Source organism: Brevundimonas sp. UBA4553, from assembly GCF_002387245.1.
Lineage (GTDB): Bacteria > Pseudomonadota > Alphaproteobacteria > Caulobacterales > Caulobacteraceae > Brevundimonas.
In genome coordinates, this window is record NZ_DGLD01000013.1 from 75097 (window position 1) to 89892 (window position 14796).

15 protein-coding genes are annotated in these 14796 nt (G+C 68.2%); 6 read left to right on the forward strand and 9 right to left on the reverse strand.

Features of this window, described 5'->3' with window-relative positions; genetic code table 11:
* Positions 1–137 precede the first annotated feature (137 nt).
* Positions 138–473: a GIY-YIG nuclease family protein gene (locus tag B4A39_RS07975; protein ID WP_292035165.1), complete on the forward strand. Its 336-nt coding sequence runs from the start codon at positions 138–140 to the stop codon at positions 471–473.
* A gap of 3 nt (positions 474–476) precedes the next feature.
* On the opposite strand, the gene B4A39_RS07980 is transcribed toward B4A39_RS07975, so the two are convergent.
* From B4A39_RS07980 to B4A39_RS08010, 7 genes are all read right to left on the reverse strand, one after another.
* Positions 477–833 (reverse strand): hypothetical protein, encoded by a 357-nt coding sequence (locus B4A39_RS07980; protein ID WP_292035166.1) that lies wholly within the window; start codon positions 831–833, stop codon positions 477–479.
* 201 nt (positions 834–1034) lie between these two features.
* Positions 1035–2432: a dihydrolipoyl dehydrogenase gene (gene lpdA / locus B4A39_RS07985; protein WP_292035169.1), complete on the reverse strand. Its 1398-nt coding sequence runs from the start codon at positions 2430–2432 to the stop codon at positions 1035–1037.
* Positions 2433–2900, reverse strand: a complete 468-nt coding sequence (locus B4A39_RS07990) for a hypothetical protein (RefSeq protein WP_292035171.1) — start codon at positions 2898–2900, stop codon at positions 2433–2435.
* Between the two features lie 54 nt (positions 2901–2954).
* Positions 2955–3242 (reverse strand): GIY-YIG nuclease family protein, encoded by a 288-nt coding sequence (locus tag B4A39_RS07995; RefSeq protein WP_292035174.1) that lies wholly within the window; start codon positions 3240–3242, stop codon positions 2955–2957.
* Between the two features lie 68 nt (positions 3243–3310).
* A complete protein-coding gene (locus tag B4A39_RS08000; protein WP_292035177.1) occupies positions 3311–4957 on the reverse strand; it encodes a 2-oxo acid dehydrogenase subunit E2 in 1647 nt (548 codons plus the stop codon).
* 1 nt (position 4958) lies between these two features.
* On the reverse strand, positions 4959–6026 hold the full coding sequence (locus tag B4A39_RS08005; protein WP_349679244.1) for an alpha-ketoacid dehydrogenase subunit beta: 1068 nt from the start codon (positions 6024–6026) through the stop codon (positions 4959–4961).
* A 56-nt stretch (positions 6027–6082) separates the two neighbouring features.
* Positions 6083–7315 carry a 3-methyl-2-oxobutanoate dehydrogenase (2-methylpropanoyl-transferring) subunit alpha gene (locus tag B4A39_RS08010; RefSeq protein WP_292035182.1) on the reverse strand — a complete coding sequence of 411 codons (1233 nt, stop codon included), beginning with the start codon at positions 7313–7315 and terminating at the stop codon, positions 6083–6085.
* Positions 7316–7460: 145 nt separating this feature from the next.
* Between B4A39_RS08010 and B4A39_RS08015 the strand changes: the two genes are divergently transcribed.
* Together B4A39_RS08015 and B4A39_RS08020 are read left to right on the forward strand one after the other, a co-directional pair.
* Positions 7461–7949: an Lrp/AsnC family transcriptional regulator gene (locus tag B4A39_RS08015; RefSeq protein ID WP_184266628.1), complete on the forward strand. Its 489-nt coding sequence runs from the start codon at positions 7461–7463 to the stop codon at positions 7947–7949.
* Positions 7950–7976: 27 nt separating this feature from the next.
* Positions 7977–8915 (forward strand): pirin family protein, encoded by a 939-nt coding sequence (locus B4A39_RS08020; protein WP_292035191.1) that lies wholly within the window; start codon positions 7977–7979, stop codon positions 8913–8915.
* On the opposite strand, the gene B4A39_RS08025 is transcribed toward B4A39_RS08020, so the two are convergent.
* On the reverse strand, positions 8912–9157 hold the full coding sequence (locus B4A39_RS08025) for a hypothetical protein (protein ID WP_292035195.1): 246 nt from the start codon (positions 9155–9157) through the stop codon (positions 8912–8914). The two genes, B4A39_RS08020 and B4A39_RS08025, sit on opposite strands and share 4 nt — an antisense overlap.
* Positions 9158–9350: 193 nt before the next feature.
* Between B4A39_RS08025 and B4A39_RS08030 the strand changes: the two genes are divergently transcribed.
* Positions 9351–10394 carry a helix-turn-helix domain-containing protein gene (locus B4A39_RS08030; protein WP_292035198.1) on the forward strand — a complete coding sequence of 348 codons (1044 nt, stop codon included), beginning with the start codon at positions 9351–9353 and terminating at the stop codon, positions 10392–10394.
* A 10-nt stretch (positions 10395–10404) separates the two neighbouring features.
* Here the strand turns inward: B4A39_RS08030 and B4A39_RS08035 are convergent, their stop codons facing one another.
* Positions 10405–11367, reverse strand: coding sequence for an alpha/beta fold hydrolase (locus B4A39_RS08035; protein ID WP_292035200.1), 963 nt, complete (start codon positions 11365–11367; stop codon positions 10405–10407).
* 271 nt (positions 11368–11638) lie between these two features.
* On the opposite strand from B4A39_RS08035, the gene B4A39_RS08040 reads away from it, so the two are divergent.
* Together B4A39_RS08040 and ybaK are read left to right on the forward strand one after the other, a co-directional pair.
* Positions 11639–14314, forward strand: a complete 2676-nt coding sequence (locus B4A39_RS08040) for an ATP-dependent DNA helicase (RefSeq protein WP_292035860.1) — start codon at positions 11639–11641, stop codon at positions 14312–14314.
* Entirely contained in the window at positions 14314–14787 is a 474-nt protein-coding gene (ybaK, locus tag B4A39_RS08045) for a Cys-tRNA(Pro) deacylase (protein ID WP_292035203.1), read from the forward strand. The genes B4A39_RS08040 and ybaK overlap by 1 nt, the downstream gene beginning before the upstream one ends.
* Positions 14788–14796: the final 9 nt, after the last annotated feature.

A 14796-nucleotide genomic window follows, 5' to 3' on the forward strand; every position in this document is an offset into this window, starting at 1 on the left:
CGGCGCGCGGGAGCGCGACACTGTCGGAGGCGTCGGGCTAGCCGTAAAGATCGCCTGCGGCGCCGCTGGGTCCTCCGGTCTCCGCTTCGCTTCGCCGGAGGATGACGGAAGGGAGAAGGGCGGGTTAGCGTCGCCGCATGGCGACCCACCGCACCTTCATCGCGACCTACATCATGGCGAGCGGGCGGAACGGGACGCTCTACACCGGCTCGACCTCCAACCTCGAAAGCCGCGTGTGGAAGCACAGGGCGCGCGCTTTTCCCGGCTTCACCGACGAGAACGACTGCACCCGTCTGGTCTGGTTCGAGCAACACGCCCTGATGCTTGAGGCGATCCGGCGCGAGCGGCGCATCAAGAAGTGGCTGCGCGACTGGAAGCTGGCCCTGATCGAGCAGGATAACCCGGACTGGCGCGACCTCGCCGCCGACTGGTTCCCTGACCCCGACTGGAGGCCGCAGCCAGACGCGGACTGAGCCTCACCCCAGAACCGGCATCACCTCCACCCCGTCGCAGACGAAGATGCTCATGTGCGGGTGGTCCTTGAACAGGCGGGTCGCCGCCTCGTGGCTGTCGGCGCGGACCACCATGAAGACGGTCAGCAGGTTGACCATGTCGGTTACGGCGCTGTCGTCGCCGATGCGCCTGGTCGGGCCCAGCGGGCCGCCCTGATAGACGATGGAGTCGCGGTGGGCCTCTTCCCAGGCGGCGACGGCGGCCACGCCTATGCGGGCCGTCTCGGCCTGCTGGGCCTCGCTCATGGCGCGCCAGGCTCGCCATTTGGGGCCGGTCTTGTCGCTGGTGAAGACGGCCAGGTAGTGGGTCTCGGCGCTCATCGAAGCCTCCCAGGTTGCGGGAGGGTCGCGCGGTCGGCCGCTTCGGGCAAGCGAGGCCGGTTCCTTCTCCCCTTGCGGGAGAAGGTGGCAGCCGAAGGCTGACGGATGAGGGGTTTCGCTGGCGGTTGAGAGGCCCCTCATCCGACCTCGCTCCGCTCGGCCACCTTCTCCCGCAAGGGGAGAAGGAAGGCAGTCGTAAGCTTAGATATGAATGGCGTGGCCCAGCGCGCGCAGGCTGGCCTCGTGGAAGGCTTCGCCGAGCGTCGGGTGGACGTGGATGGTCCCCGCTACGTCTTCCAGCACCGCGCCCATTTCCAGCATCTGGGCGAAGCTGTTGGACATCTCGGAGACGTGCTGGCCGACGGCCTGGATGCCGAGAATGCGGTGGTCGGCCTTGGAGGCGATGACGCGGACGAAGCCGCCGTCCTCGCCGGCCTCGATGGCCAGGGCGCGGCCGATGGCGGCGAAGGGGAAGACGGACTGGATCACGTCGTCGCGGCCCTCGACGTCCTGCGGACCGAGGCCCGCCGAGACGATTTCCGGCTCGGTGAAGCAGACGGCGGCGATGGTGACGGGATCGAAGACGCGGTCATGGCCCGCGATGATCTCGGCGACCACCTCGCCCTGGGCCGAGCCCTTGTGCGCCAGCATGGGTTCGCCGGTCAGGTCGCCGACGGCCCAGACGTTCTTCATGCTGGTGGCGCAGCGGTTGTCGATCTTCACGAACGGGCCGTCCATGGCGACGCCCATGGTCTCCAGACCCCAGCCCTGGGTGCGCGGACGACGGCCGACGGTGACCAGCACCTTGTCGGCGTCCAGCTGCATCGGATTGCCGTCCTTGTCGGTGACGTTCAGCTTTCCGTCGCCGAAGCCGCCTGCGCGAGCGCCGAGGAACAGCTCGACGCCGTGCTTCTCGAGCCACTTCTGCACCGGGTCGGTCAGGGCCTTGTCGTAGAGGGGCAGCAGGCGGTCGGCCATCTCGACGATGGCGACTTCGGCGCCCAGTTTGCGGAAGGCGATGCCCAGTTCCAGGCCGATATAGCCGCCGCCGACGACGACCAGCTTCTTCGGCACGTCGGGCAGGCTCAGCGCTTCGGTCGAGGAGATGACGTCGCCGCCGAACGGCAGGAAGGGCAGTTCGACCGGCTCCGAGCCCGTGGCCAGGATGACGTGTTCGGCGGTGATGAGGATGGGGCCGTCGGCGGTCTCGACGCGGCAGGTCTTGGCGTCGGTGAACTCGGCCCAGCCCTTGATGACCTTGACCTTGGCCTTCTTCAGCAGGGCGGCGACGCCGGCGTTCAGCTTCCTGACGATGCCGTCCTTCCATGCGACCGTCTTGGACAGGTCGATGGCCGGGGCCGACGCCGTGATGCCGAGCGTGCCGTCGCCGGCGGCTTTCAGCACCGTCTCATACTTGCCCGCGGCGTGGATGATGGCCTTGGACGGAATGCAGCCGACGTTCAGGCAGGTCCCCCCCAGGCCGTCGCCGCCGTCCACCAGCACGGTGTCCAGGCCCAGCTGGCCGCAACGGATGCCCGCCACATAGCCGCCGGTGCCGGCGCCGATGATCAGGACTTTGGTTTTCAGGGTCTGGGTCATTTAGGGTCTCGATAGAGGTTGACCGGCTCTCGCCGCTCGCCAATCGCTCATGAAGCTGTCGATGTAGTCTGCGTCAGCCCTCAAAATGTAGAGCCAACGATTGTCTGCCAGACCGTCGGGGTTCGCCATAACGATGACCTTTGATCCGTTGCGAGGCGGACTATCGGACTGATCGTCCATGAGGAAGAACCAGTTGGTGCAAGCCCCTGCCTCAAACGACAGTCGGAAAGGCTCATGAGGCTTAGGGCCCCAGATCGCCGTGGCAGGTTTGATGGTGAAGTCGAGATTGTCCCCGTACTGATCGTGCAGCACGACGTTCTCGACCAGCGCTTCATATACGCTAGTGACCGCGCGAAGGTCCCGCGTCCGCGCCGCTACCTGATCCCCTGGCGCTGGAGTGCAGGCGAGAGCGGGCGCGGCACTGAGTGTCGCGAGCATGGCGGCGATGATCAGAGCGCCAGTCTTCATCTGCTGCTTCCTCCTTCCGCTCATCCCCGCGGAGGCGGGGACCCAGGTTTTTGGCTAGGCGCTCAAAGTCTCGACGAGATCGCGCCAGCCGGGGTTCATTTCTTCAATCAGCCGCAGTTTCCACTGACGGTTCCACTTCTTGATCTGCCGCTCCCGTCGAAACGCCGCCTCGCGGGTTTCATGGGCCTCGAACCAGACCAGCCGTTCTACGCCGTGCTCGGCTGTGAACTTCGATCCCGCCCCTTCCCAGTGTTGCGAGACGCGCAGACCGAGGTCGTCCGTCGAGCCCGTATCGAGCGTCTCATTCCGTCGGCTGGCCATGATGTAGGTGAAGAAGGCCAAGGGCGGGGTCCGAAGCTAAAGCCTGGGTCCCCGCCTCCGCGGGGATGAGCGGAAGGGGTTGAGTTTGATCAGTTCATCCAGAGTGTAGCCGGGTTCTCCAGCAGGCCCTTGATCCGCTGGACGAAGACCGCCGCGTCATGGCCGTCGACGATGCGGTGATCGAAGCTGGAGCTGAGGTTCATCATCTTGCGCACGACCATCTGGCCGTCCTTGACCACCACGCGTTCGGCGATCTTGTTCGGACCGACGATGGCGACCTCGGGGTGGTTGATGATGGGGGTGTGCACCACGCCGCCCAGCGTCCCCAGCGAAGTGATGGTGATGGTCGAGCCGGACAGATCCTCGCGCTTGGCCGAGCCGTCCTTGGCCGCGCCCGAGACGCGGGCGATTTCCAGGGCGGTGGCGTAGGGGTCCAGCGCCTCGGCGTGGCGGACGACCGGCACCATCAGGCCGTTCGGCGTCTGGGCGGCGATGCCCAGATGGACCGGGGCGTGCTGGGTCAGGACGCCGGCCTCGTCGTCATAGGTGGCGTTGATCTGTGGCTGATCGCGCAGGGCCACGACGATGGCGCGGGCGATGAAGGGCAGGACGTTCAGCTTGGGCTGGTCCTTGGCCCTGGTCGCGTTCAGGTGGGCGCGCAGCTCTTCCACCGCCGTCATGTCGATTTCCTCGACATAGGTGATGTGCGGGATGCGACGTACGCTCTCGGCCATCTTCTCCGCGATCTTGCGGCGCAGGCCGATGATCTTGGTCTCGGTGGCGCCCTCGGCGCGGACGTAGGTCGAGGAGGCCGTGCCGCCGGTCGCGGCGGGCAGCGAACCGCCGCGCGCGACGAAGGCGTCCAGGTCGGCGTGCTCGATGCGACCGGCGGGGCCGCTGCCCGGCACGAAGACCAGGTCGACGCCCAGATCGCGGGCGCGGTTGCGTACGGCGGGCGAGGCCAGCGGACGCTCGCCTGGCTGGCGGCCGGTCAGGGCCGGCACGGGTTTGGCGTCAGCCTTGGGCGCGGCCGGAGCGGCCTTGGCGACCGGAGCAGGCGCGGCCTTCTCGGCCTTGGCGGCGACGGGAGCCGTGGCCGCAGCCGGAGCGGCGGCGACATTGCCCTTGCCCTCGACCTTGAAGCTGACCAGGGGCCCGCCGACGGGGACCTGTTGGCCCGTCTCGCCGTGCAGGGCGACCACCACGCCGTTGATCGGGCTGGTGATCTCGACGGTGGCCTTGTCGGTCATGATGTCGGCGAGGATCTGGTCTTCCTCGACCGTGTCGCCGACCTTGACGTGCCAGCCGACCAACTCGGCCTCGGCGGTGCCTTCGCCCACGTCGGGCAGCTTGAAGACGTAGTTGGCGCCGGCGGCAGCCGCCGGGGCGCTGACCGGGGCGGCCTCGACCTTCGGCGCCTCGACGGCGACCGGGGCGGGCTCGGGCTTGGCGACAGGAGCCGGGGTCGGTTCGGCGTCGGACGCGTTGCCGGCGCCCTCGACCTCGAACTCGACCAAGGGGCCGCGCACCGGCACCATCTCGCCGGCCTGGCCGTGGATGGCCAGAACCTTGCCGCTGACCGGGGCGGTGATCTCCACCGTGGCCTTGTCGGTCATGACGTCAGCGACGATCTGGTCTTCCTCGACCATGTCGCCGACCGCGACGTGCCAGGCGACCAGTTCGGCCTCAGCGGTGCCTTCGCCCACGTCGGGCAGTTTGAAGACGAAGCGACCCATCTTAACGGCCTCCCGACATGACGGCTTTCAGGGCGTCGGCCACGCGTTGAGGGCCGGGGAAGTATTCCCACTCGAAGGCGTGCGGGTAGGGGGTGTCCCAGCCGGTCACGCGCGCGATGGGGGCTTCCAGATGATAGAAGCAGCGTTCCTGAACCAGGGCCGACAGCTCGCCGCCGAAGCCCGAGGTCTTCGGCGCCTCGTGCACGATGACGCAGCGGCCGGTCTTCTTGACCGAGGCCTCAATGGTCTCGATGTCCAGCGGCACGAGCGTCCGCAAGTCGATGACCTCGGCGTCCACGCCGGCGTGTTCCGCGCCGGCCAGGGCGACCCAGACCATGGTGCCGTATGCCAGGATGGTGACGTCGTTGCCTTCGCGCATGACGCGGGCCTTGCCGATGGGCAGGGCGTACTTCTCGGTGGGGACCTGAGCGAGCTCCTGGGTCTTCCACGGCGAAACCGGCTTCTCGTGCCAGCCGTCGAAGGGGCCGTTGTAGAGACGCTTGGGCTCGAAGAAGACCACCGGATCGTCGTCCTCGATGGCGGCGGTCAGCAGGCCCTTGGCGTCATAGGGGTTGCTTGGGATGACGACCTTCAGACCCGCGATGTGGGTGAACAGGCTTTCCGGAGACTGGCTGTGCGTCTGGCCGCCGAAGATGCCGCCGCCGTAGGGGCTGCGGATGGTGATCGGCGAGGTGAACTGACCGCCCGAGCGGTAGCGCATCTTGGCCGCTTCCGAGACGATCTGATCATAGGCCGGATAGATGTAGTCGGCGAACTGGATCTCGACGACCGGACGCAGGCCATAGGCGCCCATGCCGATGGCGGCGGCGACGATGCCGCATTCCGAAATCGGAGCGTCGAAGCTGCGGGTCAGGCCGTGCTTCTGTTGCAGCTGGTCGGTGACGCGGAAGACGCCGCCGAAATAGCCCGCGTCCTCGCCGAACGACAGGACGTTCGGGTCCTCGGCCATCTTGGTGTCGATGGCCGAGTTCAGGGCCTGGATCATGTTCATCGGCTGGACGCCTGAGGTCGGAGCCGCCGACTTCGGGGCGTTGTTCTGATCGACCATGTCGGGTTCGAGGCCGTCGTTGCGGTCGGCGTCGGTGAAGGTTTGCTCGGTCATGGTCAGACTCCGACCTCGCGGCGCTGTTCGATCAGGCGCCAGTCCTCGGTCGCATAGACCTCCTCGAACATGGTCTTCACACTGGGGCGCGACTGGCCCAGCGTGCCGATGGCTTCGGATTCCTTGCCGGCGGCGCGGACCTGCTCGACGGCGTCCTTCTCGGCCTCCGCCTGCTGCTCGTCGGACCATTCGCCCAGGACGATGAGGTGCTGCTTCAGGCGCTCGATCGGATCGCCCAGCGGCCACTTCTCATGCTCGTCGCCGGGGCGATAGCGGCTGGGGTCGTCAGACGTCGAGTGCGGGGCGCCGCGATAGGTGAACAGCTCGATCACGGTGGCGCCCTGGTTGGTGCGCGCACGCTCCTCGGCCCACTGGGTCGCGGCCCATACGGCCAGGAAGTCGTTGCCGTCGACGCGCAGGGCCGGCAGGCCGTAGCCGATGGCCTTGGCCGCGAAGGTGGTTTCCAGACCGCCCGCGATGCCCATGAAGGACGAGATGGCCCACTGGTTGTTGACCACGTTCAGGATGACCGGGGCGCGATAGACGGCGGCGAAGGTCAGGGCGTTGTGGAAGTCGCCTTCCGCCGTGGCGCCGTCGCCGATCCAGCTGATGGCGATCTTGTCGTCGCCCTTGTAGGCGCTGGCCATGGCCCAGCCCACGGCCTGGGGAACCTGGGTGCCCAGATTGCCCGAGATGGTGAAGAAGCCATAGTCCTTGGCCGAATACATGATCGGCAGCTGGCGGCCTTTGATCGGGTCTTCGGCGTTGGAATAGATCTGGTTCATCATGCTCGCCAGCGGATAGCCGCGTGCGATCAGAAGCCCCTGCTGGCGATAGGTGGGGAAGCCCATGTCCTCGCGGCTCAGGATCATGCCCTGGGCCACCGCGATGGCCTCTTCGCCGGTGCACTTCATGTAGAAGCTGGTCTTGCCCTGACGGTGGGCGCGGTGCATCCGCTCGTCGAAGGCGCGCGTCAGGATCATGGCCTTCAGGCCGCGACGCATGGTCTCGGGGTCCAGCTTGGGATCCCACGGGCCGACGGCCTGGCCTTCATCGTCCAGCACGCGGACCAGACGGAAGGCGTGATCGCGCATCTCATAGGGAGCGGTCGACACCTCGGGCCGGGCTACGGCGCCGGCGGGATCGAACTGCAAGTGACTGAAATCAGGGGCGTCGCCGGGCCGGCCCGAGGGTTCCGGCACGCGCAGCGACAGCGTGGGCGTATTCTTCATCATGCGTCCCGTCCGGTTAATCCGACCGCGTTTCCTCTATGAAGAGGGCATAGCATGGCGCGTCTCTATTGGCCTTCCTAAAAATACCCTTGCCAAATGGTCATTTGGGGTATTTTATTGCGTGAAATCCCCTTTTGGAGAAACGCCTTTGGCTGACGAACTTGATCCTATCGACGCCCGCATCCTCGATATCCTGCAACAGGACGCGGGACTGTCGGTCGCCGAGGTCGCCGATCGCGTCGGCCTCTCGGCCTCGCCGTGCTGGCGCCGGATCAAGAGACTGGAGGATAGCGGCCTGATACGCAAGCGGGTCACGCTTCTGGACGCCGGTCTTCTGGGTCTGGACTTCGAAGTCTACGCCATCGTCAAGCTGAGCCTGCCCTCGCGCGAGAACCTCGACATCTTCGAAGCCGCCGTCGCCAACTGGCCGGAAGTGGTGCAGTGCGCCACCATCACGGGCCGCGAGGACTATGTCCTGCGCATCATCACCTCGGACATGCACGCCTTTGACCAGTTCCTGCGCGACAAGCTGCTGACCTTGGGCATCGTCTCCGACTGCGCCTCGCACATCGTCACCCGCGGCGTGAAGAACGTGACCACCCTGCCGCTGGGCATCATCACGCCCCACGTCAGCTAGACGACTGGAAGACAGAGGGAGGCCGGCATGATCGAACTGGTGATCGACGCGCGCAGGAAGGACCTGGGCGGGTTCGAGGTCGGGCGCGTCCTGCCCTTCCATTCGCATCGGATGGTCGGCCCCTTCATCTTTCTGGACCAGATGGGGCCGGCCGAGTTCGCGCCGGGGGCTGACGCCATAAACGTACGGCCGCACCCCCACATCGGCCTGTCGACCCTGACCTATCTGTTCGAGGGCGAGATCATGCACCGGGACAATCTGGGCTACACCCAGCCCATCCGTCCCGGAGAGGTGAACTGGATGACGGCCGGGTCCGGCATCGTTCACTCCGAACGCACCGACCCGCTGAAGAAGGCGCAAGGCGGCAAGATGCACGGCATGCAGGCCTGGGTCGCCCTGCCGCTGGAGAAGGAAGAAATCGCTCCTTCCTTCACCCACCTGGGCGAGGACGCCCAGCCCACCTATGAGAACAACGGCCTGTTCGCGCGCCTGGTGGCGGGCGAGGCCTTCGGGGAGAAGGCGGGCACCCCGGTCGAATCCCCGCTCTTCTACATACACTGGGAAATGGCCGAGGGCATGCGCGCCGCGCCGCCGCCGCCGAAGTCCAAGGGCGGCTACAGCGAACGCTCGCTGTTCGTGGCCAAGGGCGCGATCGAGGTCGATGGCCGCATCTTCCACGAGGGCCAGATGGTGATCCTGTCGGCCAACGCGGAGCCGACCGTCACGGCCGTGCAGCCGTCCAGCGTCATGGCCCTGGGCGGGGAGCCGGTCGGCGAGCGCCTGATCTGGTGGAATTTCGTCGCCTCGACCCAGGATCGTCTGGACCAGGCCAAGGCCGACTGGAAGACCGGCCGCATGAGCCTGCCGGCCGAGGACGCCCTGGAGTTCATCCCTCTGCCGGACGAGCCTGCCCAGGCCGCCCGCGCGCCCGCGCCCGTGGAGCCCAAGCCGACCGATCCCGTCTAGTCGAAGTCGAAGCCGCGGCGACGCTGGATGTAGATAGACACCCCGACAAAGGCGACCCCTGCGGCGAGCAGGGCCCAGTGGATGGCGCCGGGAAAGACATCCCTGCGGACGGCGACAGGGCTGGATTCAGCGGATTTCCGCGAGGCGTGGATGTCGATCAGGCTGCTCGCCATCGCCGTCATCGGCGGCAGGGTCAGCGCCATCGCCAGCGCGGCGATGCGGAAATGGTTGATCATACTCATGCTCGCTGCCCCGAACGCGGAAAGCGTCGCCACTGAGTAGGGCGGCGGCGGGCAGCTGTGAATGTCTGGAAGTCTCTGAATCTGGGACGCTCAGGCCAGCGTGGCCGGCGTCGATCCTCGAAGGGGCTCCGCAGGCTCGGCCCCATGCGCTAGGATGCCGAGAACTGCAGGTTTTCGGAGTAAGCAGCGTCCAATGTCCTCGCGTTCGATCTCCTGGGAGGTGACGTCCCAGACGACGCCCGACGCGTTCGAGCGCTATGTTTACGGCATGGCCGACCTCTATGAGGTGTCGGGCGTCAGCGACCATGATCGTCTGAACTTCTATAATCACAGCCGGACCACCCTGACCGACGTCGGCGCCGTGGGGCATGGTCGTTCGGTGCGTCAGACCCTGGCGCGAAGTCCTGCGACGCTGCGTCGATCGGACGTGGACGGGCTCAATCTTCTGGTCAATCGGGCCGCCGTGGTGGGGGATGCGGACGGTCGTTCGGTCCGCGCGGCTCCGGGCGCGGTGCAGTTGCGCGACCTGTCACGGCCGGTGGCGTCGCGGCTGGACCGCGTGGATGTCACGACCCTGATCGTGTCGCGAAGCGTCGCGCCGGCCTGCCTATTGTCGCGGGAGGCCCATGGCGCGGTTATTCCCCCGGAGGCGCCGGGCGCCCGGCTTCTGACCGCGCACCTGACCAGTCTGGATGAACTGTCCGCCAGCCTGACGGATGATGAGGTCGAGGCGGGGATCCAGGCGCTTTTGCTGGTCGCCGCGCGAATGACTGGGTTCGAGGTGTCGCTGGCGCCTGCCGATGTCGCCGCCCTGCAGCGCTCGGTCCGGCGTCAGGCCAAGGGCTTCATCGAAAGCCGTCTGGCGGCGGGCGAGGCCGGGGTCACCAACGACGCCGTGGCCAAGGCGGCGGGCGTGTCGCGGGCCTCCCTCTATCGCGCCTTTGACGAGGATGGCGGAGTCAACCGCTATATTCAGGACCGACGCCTGCACCACGCCCGTCGCGCCTTGCGGCGGAGAAGCGGAGCGGCGCCCACCATCGCCGACATCGCCTATGCCTACGGCTTCGCCTCGCCCTCGCATTTCAGCCGCCAGTTCCGGGCGCGCTTCGGCTATTCCCCGTCCGAAGTCGAACCGCTGTCGCCGCCGCGGGACGTCTCCCTGTCGGACGGACCCATTCGACATGAAATCATGGTGGGTTGGCTCAAGGCGCTGCAGGACATTCCCGACCTGGGCTAGCCGACCTGATTCAATCGAGCCTCCGCAGAAACTCCACGAGCGCCACGCTGACCTCATCCGCCCGTTCCTGCTGCAGCCAGTGGCCGGCGCCGGGCAGGACCACCTGGCCGCGCAAGTCCGTCAGCCAGTCCTTTTGCGCCGCCTCGTGCGGACCGGCGTAGTGGCGGACGGGATCGCGGTCGCCGACCATGAAGAGGGCGGGCTGAACGATCTTCTGGCCCTGCAGGAAGGCGGTCAGGGCCCAGTTGCGGTCGAGGCAGCGATACCAGTCCAGCGGTCCCTTGAAGCCTGAGGCGGTGAAGGCGGCGACGTATTCACTGAAGTGCGCTTCGCTCATCCACGGCGGCAGGGTCGCCTGATCGGCAATGCTGTCCAGAAGAGACACGCCGTCGGGCATGAAGCCGGTCGACTGATCCGCCTCGGCGGTGGCGCCGTCGTAGGCCCAGAACATCTTCCTCAGCGCGGTCGCCGGATCGGCGTCCAGTTCGACGTGGGCTTCCGGCGACTGGAAGCGGTTGATGTAGAGGTCGCCCAGACCCGCCCGCCTGGTGATCGCCGCCATCGCCGCGGTCGGCGGCCCCTTGGGACGGCGCGGCTGGAAGGGCACCGACAGACCAGCCACGGCGCGGAAGACGTCGGGCCGTAGCAGGGCGCTGTGCCAGGCGACGGCCGAACCCCAGTCATGGCCGATGACCACGGCCTGCTCCTCGCCCAGCGCCCGGACCAGGTCGACCATGTCCCCGACCAGATGCAGGATGGTGTGGTCCTCCAGATCGGCTGGCTTGTCCGTCCCGCCATAGCCGCGCATGTCGGGTGCGACAGCGTGGAAACCGGCCTCCGCCAGGGCCTGCACCTGCGCCCGCCAGCTGATCCCCAACTCGGGAAAGCCGTGGAGCAGCAGGACCAGCGGCCCTTCTCCGGCCTCGAGCACCTGTTGCGTCAGGCCGTCGGTGGCGATGCGCCGGGTCTGCATGGGCGGTCCTCCGTTTGCGGGAAGCCTATCGTGTTTTCAGTGGCTGGCGAGGGGGATGAACGTTCCCGTTCCGTTTCGCGACGGGGGGCGCTATGGATCGGGGGTGACCGACGTCTCCGCCCCTCCCGCCGTCAAGCTCGCGCCCGCGTTCGTGGCGGACCTGCCGCCCGCCCTGGCCACGCCGCCGGGCGCCGGCGCGGTGTGCGACGCGGCGGGCGCCAAGAAGATCGGTCGCGGCGCAGCTGAAGGCGTCTTTCTGGGCGGCGCTGTCATGGTCGCTCACGCCAGCCTGACCGCGCGCCGTCTGGGCCTCAGTCCCCCTCAGCGCTCGACCGAGATGCTGGACGTGCTGGAGCTCTACGCCTTCGTGCGGCCCGCCAGGTTCTGCGCGCCCTCGCCGTCGGGCCTGGCCCTGGCGCTGGGCCGCTCCGAACCCAAGGGGGCCGAGGCTCAGGCGCAAGCTTTGCGCGACGCCGCCGCCGATCTGCTGAACGAACTGACTGACCCGACCTATCCGGGGCGCGAGGACGCTTACACCCTGGCCGGGACGCTGGACCGGGCGGGCTGGTCCTGGGGCTCGCGCGTGCTGGCGGCGCTTCAGGCCGGACCCCTGCGCGACCGTCGCGAACGCGGCTCCGGTCTGGACGTCTGGTCCCGCCTTCAGGAGTGGGAGGACGAGGCCCCGCGCGGCGAGGCCGGGTCCGCCCCGGTCGACAGCGAGAGCGCCCGCATCCGTCTGGACAAGCTGCTGCAGGCCTCGGGTCTGGACGAGACCCGTCCGGCCCAGTCCGACTACGCCGCAGAGGCCGCCTACGCCTTTTCGCCGCGCAACGAGGAGGGCCGCCCGCGCGTCCTGCTGGCCGAGGCGGGCACCGGCACCGGCAAGACCCTGGGCTACCTGGCCCCTGCCAGCCTGTGGGCCGAGCGCAATTCGGGGGCGGCCTGGGTCTCGACCTATACCCGCGCCCTGCAACGCCAGATCGATCGCGAAAGCCGCGCCCTGTGGCCCGACGAGGCCGAGCGTCGCAAGAAGACAGTGGTGCGAAAAGGCCGTGAAAACTACCTCTGCCTCCTGAACCTGCAGGACATGATGCAGGCGGCCCAGCTGGGAAACGGCGACCTGATCGGCATGGGGCTTGCCTCGCGCTGGGCGGCGCACAGCCGCGACGGCGACATGACCGGCGGCGACTATCCCGGCTGGCTTCCTGGCCTCTATGCGACCGCGCCCAGCCATCAGGCCAGCCCGGCCAATCTGGTCGACCGGCGCGGCGAATGCGTCCACGCCGCCTGTCCGCACTACCGCCTCTGCTTTGTCGAGAAGACCATCCGCGCCAGCCGCCGGGCCGATCTGGTCGTGGCCAACCACGCCCTCGTCATGACCCAGGCTGCCTTCGACGGCGCCCGCTCCGCGCGCGGCCTGAAGCAGGACGGCGAGACGGCGGCGCTGAAACGCATCGTCTTCGACGAGGGCCACCACCTGTTCGACGCCGCCGACAGCGCCTTCTCCGCCGCCCTGTCGGGTCAGGAAGCCGCCGAACTGCGCCGCTGGATCAGAGGGCCCGAGGGGCGCGGCCGTCGCGGGCGCGGGCTGGAGCAAAGACTCGGCGATCTGTGCGCCGACAACGAGGCTGCCGCCAAGGCCCTGAAGGACGCCATGATCGCCGCCGCCGCCCTGCCGGGCGAGGGGGTGTCGGGCCGCATCGCTCCGGCGTCGGGCGAGATCAATCCCATCGGTCCGATCGAGGCCTTCCTGGTCGCCGCCCTGGAGCAACTGCGCGCCCGCACCCAGGAGAGCGGCGGGACCGAGTTCGGCATGGAATGCGCCCTGCGCCCCGCGACCGAGCCGGTGCTGGAGGCCGCCCGCGCCGCTGCTCGCGCCATCGCCGCCGTCGAGGCGCCGCTTCTGGCCCTGTCGCGTCACCTCGAGGACATCCTCGACGAGGAGGCGGCCGAGCTCGACCCGTCGGCTCGCGCCCGCATCGAAGGCGCGCTGCGCGGCATGGACCGGCGGGCGCGCATGACCCTGCCGGGCTGGCGCTCCATGCTGGCGGCTCTGGAGGAGGGTGGCGACGAGCCTGATCCTGATTTCGTCGACTGGCTCAGCGCCGAGGCCGCTTTCGGCCGCATCCACGACGTGGCCTTGCGCCGCCACTGGATCGACCCGACGGTGCCGCTGGAGGCCGCCGTCGTCATGCCCGCCCACGGCGTGCTGGTGACTTCGGCCACCCTGTCGGACCCGGCGGCCGAGGACCCGTTCCAGCTGGCCCGGATGCGCACCGGCGCGGCCCGCCTGATCGAACCGGCGCGGACGCTGAAGGTGGACAGCCCCTTCGACTACGCCGCCAACAGCCGCATCATCGTCGTCAACGACCTGATGAAGGACGACCCGCGCCAGATCGCGGCGGCCATGCGCGAGCTGTTTCTGGCGGCGGGCGGCGGAGGCCTTGGCCTGTTCACCGCCATCCGGCGGCTGAAGACCGTCTACGAGCGGTTGGGGCCGGATCTCGCCAAGGCGGGCGTCCCCCTCTACGCCCAGCACGTCGATCCGCTGGAGGTGGGGGCCCTGGTGGACGTCTTCCGGGCCGAACAGGACAGCTGCCTGCTCGGCACCGACGCCGTGCGCGACGGAGTGGACGTGCCGGGCCGGTCCCTGCGGGTTCTGGCCTTCGACCGCGTGCCCTGGCCGCGCCCTGACCTGCTGCACAAGGCGCGACGCGAACGCTTCGGCGGCAAGACCTATGACGACGCCCTGGCGCGAGGCCGCATCGCCCAGGCCTTTGGCCGTCTGATCCGCCGCGCCGATGACAGGGGGGTCTTCCTGATGCTCGACGCCGCCTGTCCGACCCGGCTGTTCGCCGGCCTGCCCCCCGGAACCGAGGTCCAGCGCATGGGTCTGGCCGAGGCGGTGGAGCTGACGAAGAGCTTCCTGAACCCCGAGACGAGCTGATGTCCAAGACCACCCCCGCGACCGTGGCCCTAAGCAAGACCGGCGTCGCGTTCGAGCTCTTCCCCTACGACTATGATCCCGCCGCTCCGCGCGTGGGCCTGCAGGCGGCCGAGGCTCTGGGCTGGGCGCCGGAACAGGTGTTCAAGACCCTGATGACCCTGGTGGACGGCAAAGCCGCCTGCGTCATCGTGCCGTCCGACTGCGAGGTCAGCATGAAGAAGCTGGCGGCGGCCATCGGGGGCAAGTCGGCCCAGATGATGAAGCCCGCCGACGCCGAACGCCTGACCGGCTACAAGGTTGGCGGCGTCAGCCCCTTCGGACAGCGGAAGGCCGTGCCGACGGTGATGGACGAGACGGCCGTCCTGTTCGACCGCATACTGATCAACGGCGGTCAGCGCGGCCTGCTGCTGGGCATGACGCCGGACGAGGCGGCGCGGGCCACCAACGCAAAACTGGCCGACCTGACGGCCTAGCCTGAGCCC

Bases quoted from the DNA above. Each gene is read 5' to 3' on its own strand.
- B4A39_RS07975 (WP_292035165.1), top strand. From the start codon at position 138: ATGGCGACCCACCGCACCTTCATCGCGACCTACATCATGGCGAGCGGG.
- B4A39_RS07980 (WP_292035166.1), bottom strand. From the start codon at position 833: ATGAGCGCCGAGACCCACTACCTGGCCGTCTTCACCAGCGACAAGACC.
- lpdA (WP_292035169.1), bottom strand. From the start codon at position 2,432: ATGACCCAGACCCTGAAAACCAAAGTCCTGATCATCGGCGCCGGCACC.
- B4A39_RS07990 (WP_292035171.1), bottom strand. From the start codon at position 2,900: ATGAAGACTGGCGCTCTGATCATCGCCGCCATGCTCGCGACACTCAGT.
- B4A39_RS08000 (WP_292035177.1), bottom strand. From the start codon at position 4,957: ATGGGTCGCTTCGTCTTCAAACTGCCCGACGTGGGCGAAGGCACCGCT.
- B4A39_RS08005 (WP_349679244.1), bottom strand. From the start codon at position 6,026: ATGGTCGATCAGAACAACGCCCCGAAGTCGGCGGCTCCGACCTCAGGC.
- B4A39_RS08010 (WP_292035182.1), bottom strand. From the start codon at position 7,315: ATGATGAAGAATACGCCCACGCTGTCGCTGCGCGTGCCGGAACCCTCG.
- B4A39_RS08020 (WP_292035191.1), top strand. From the start codon at position 7,977: ATGATCGAACTGGTGATCGACGCGCGCAGGAAGGACCTGGGCGGGTTC.
- B4A39_RS08025 (WP_292035195.1), bottom strand. From the start codon at position 9,157: ATGAGTATGATCAACCATTTCCGCATCGCCGCGCTGGCGATGGCGCTG.
- B4A39_RS08030 (WP_292035198.1), top strand. From the start codon at position 9,351: ATGTCCTCGCGTTCGATCTCCTGGGAGGTGACGTCCCAGACGACGCCC.
- B4A39_RS08035 (WP_292035200.1), bottom strand. From the start codon at position 11,367: ATGCAGACCCGGCGCATCGCCACCGACGGCCTGACGCAACAGGTGCTC.
- B4A39_RS08040 (WP_292035860.1), top strand. From the start codon at position 11,639: ATGGTCGCTCACGCCAGCCTGACCGCGCGCCGTCTGGGCCTCAGTCCC.
- ybaK (WP_292035203.1), top strand. From the start codon at position 14,314: ATGTCCAAGACCACCCCCGCGACCGTGGCCCTAAGCAAGACCGGCGTC.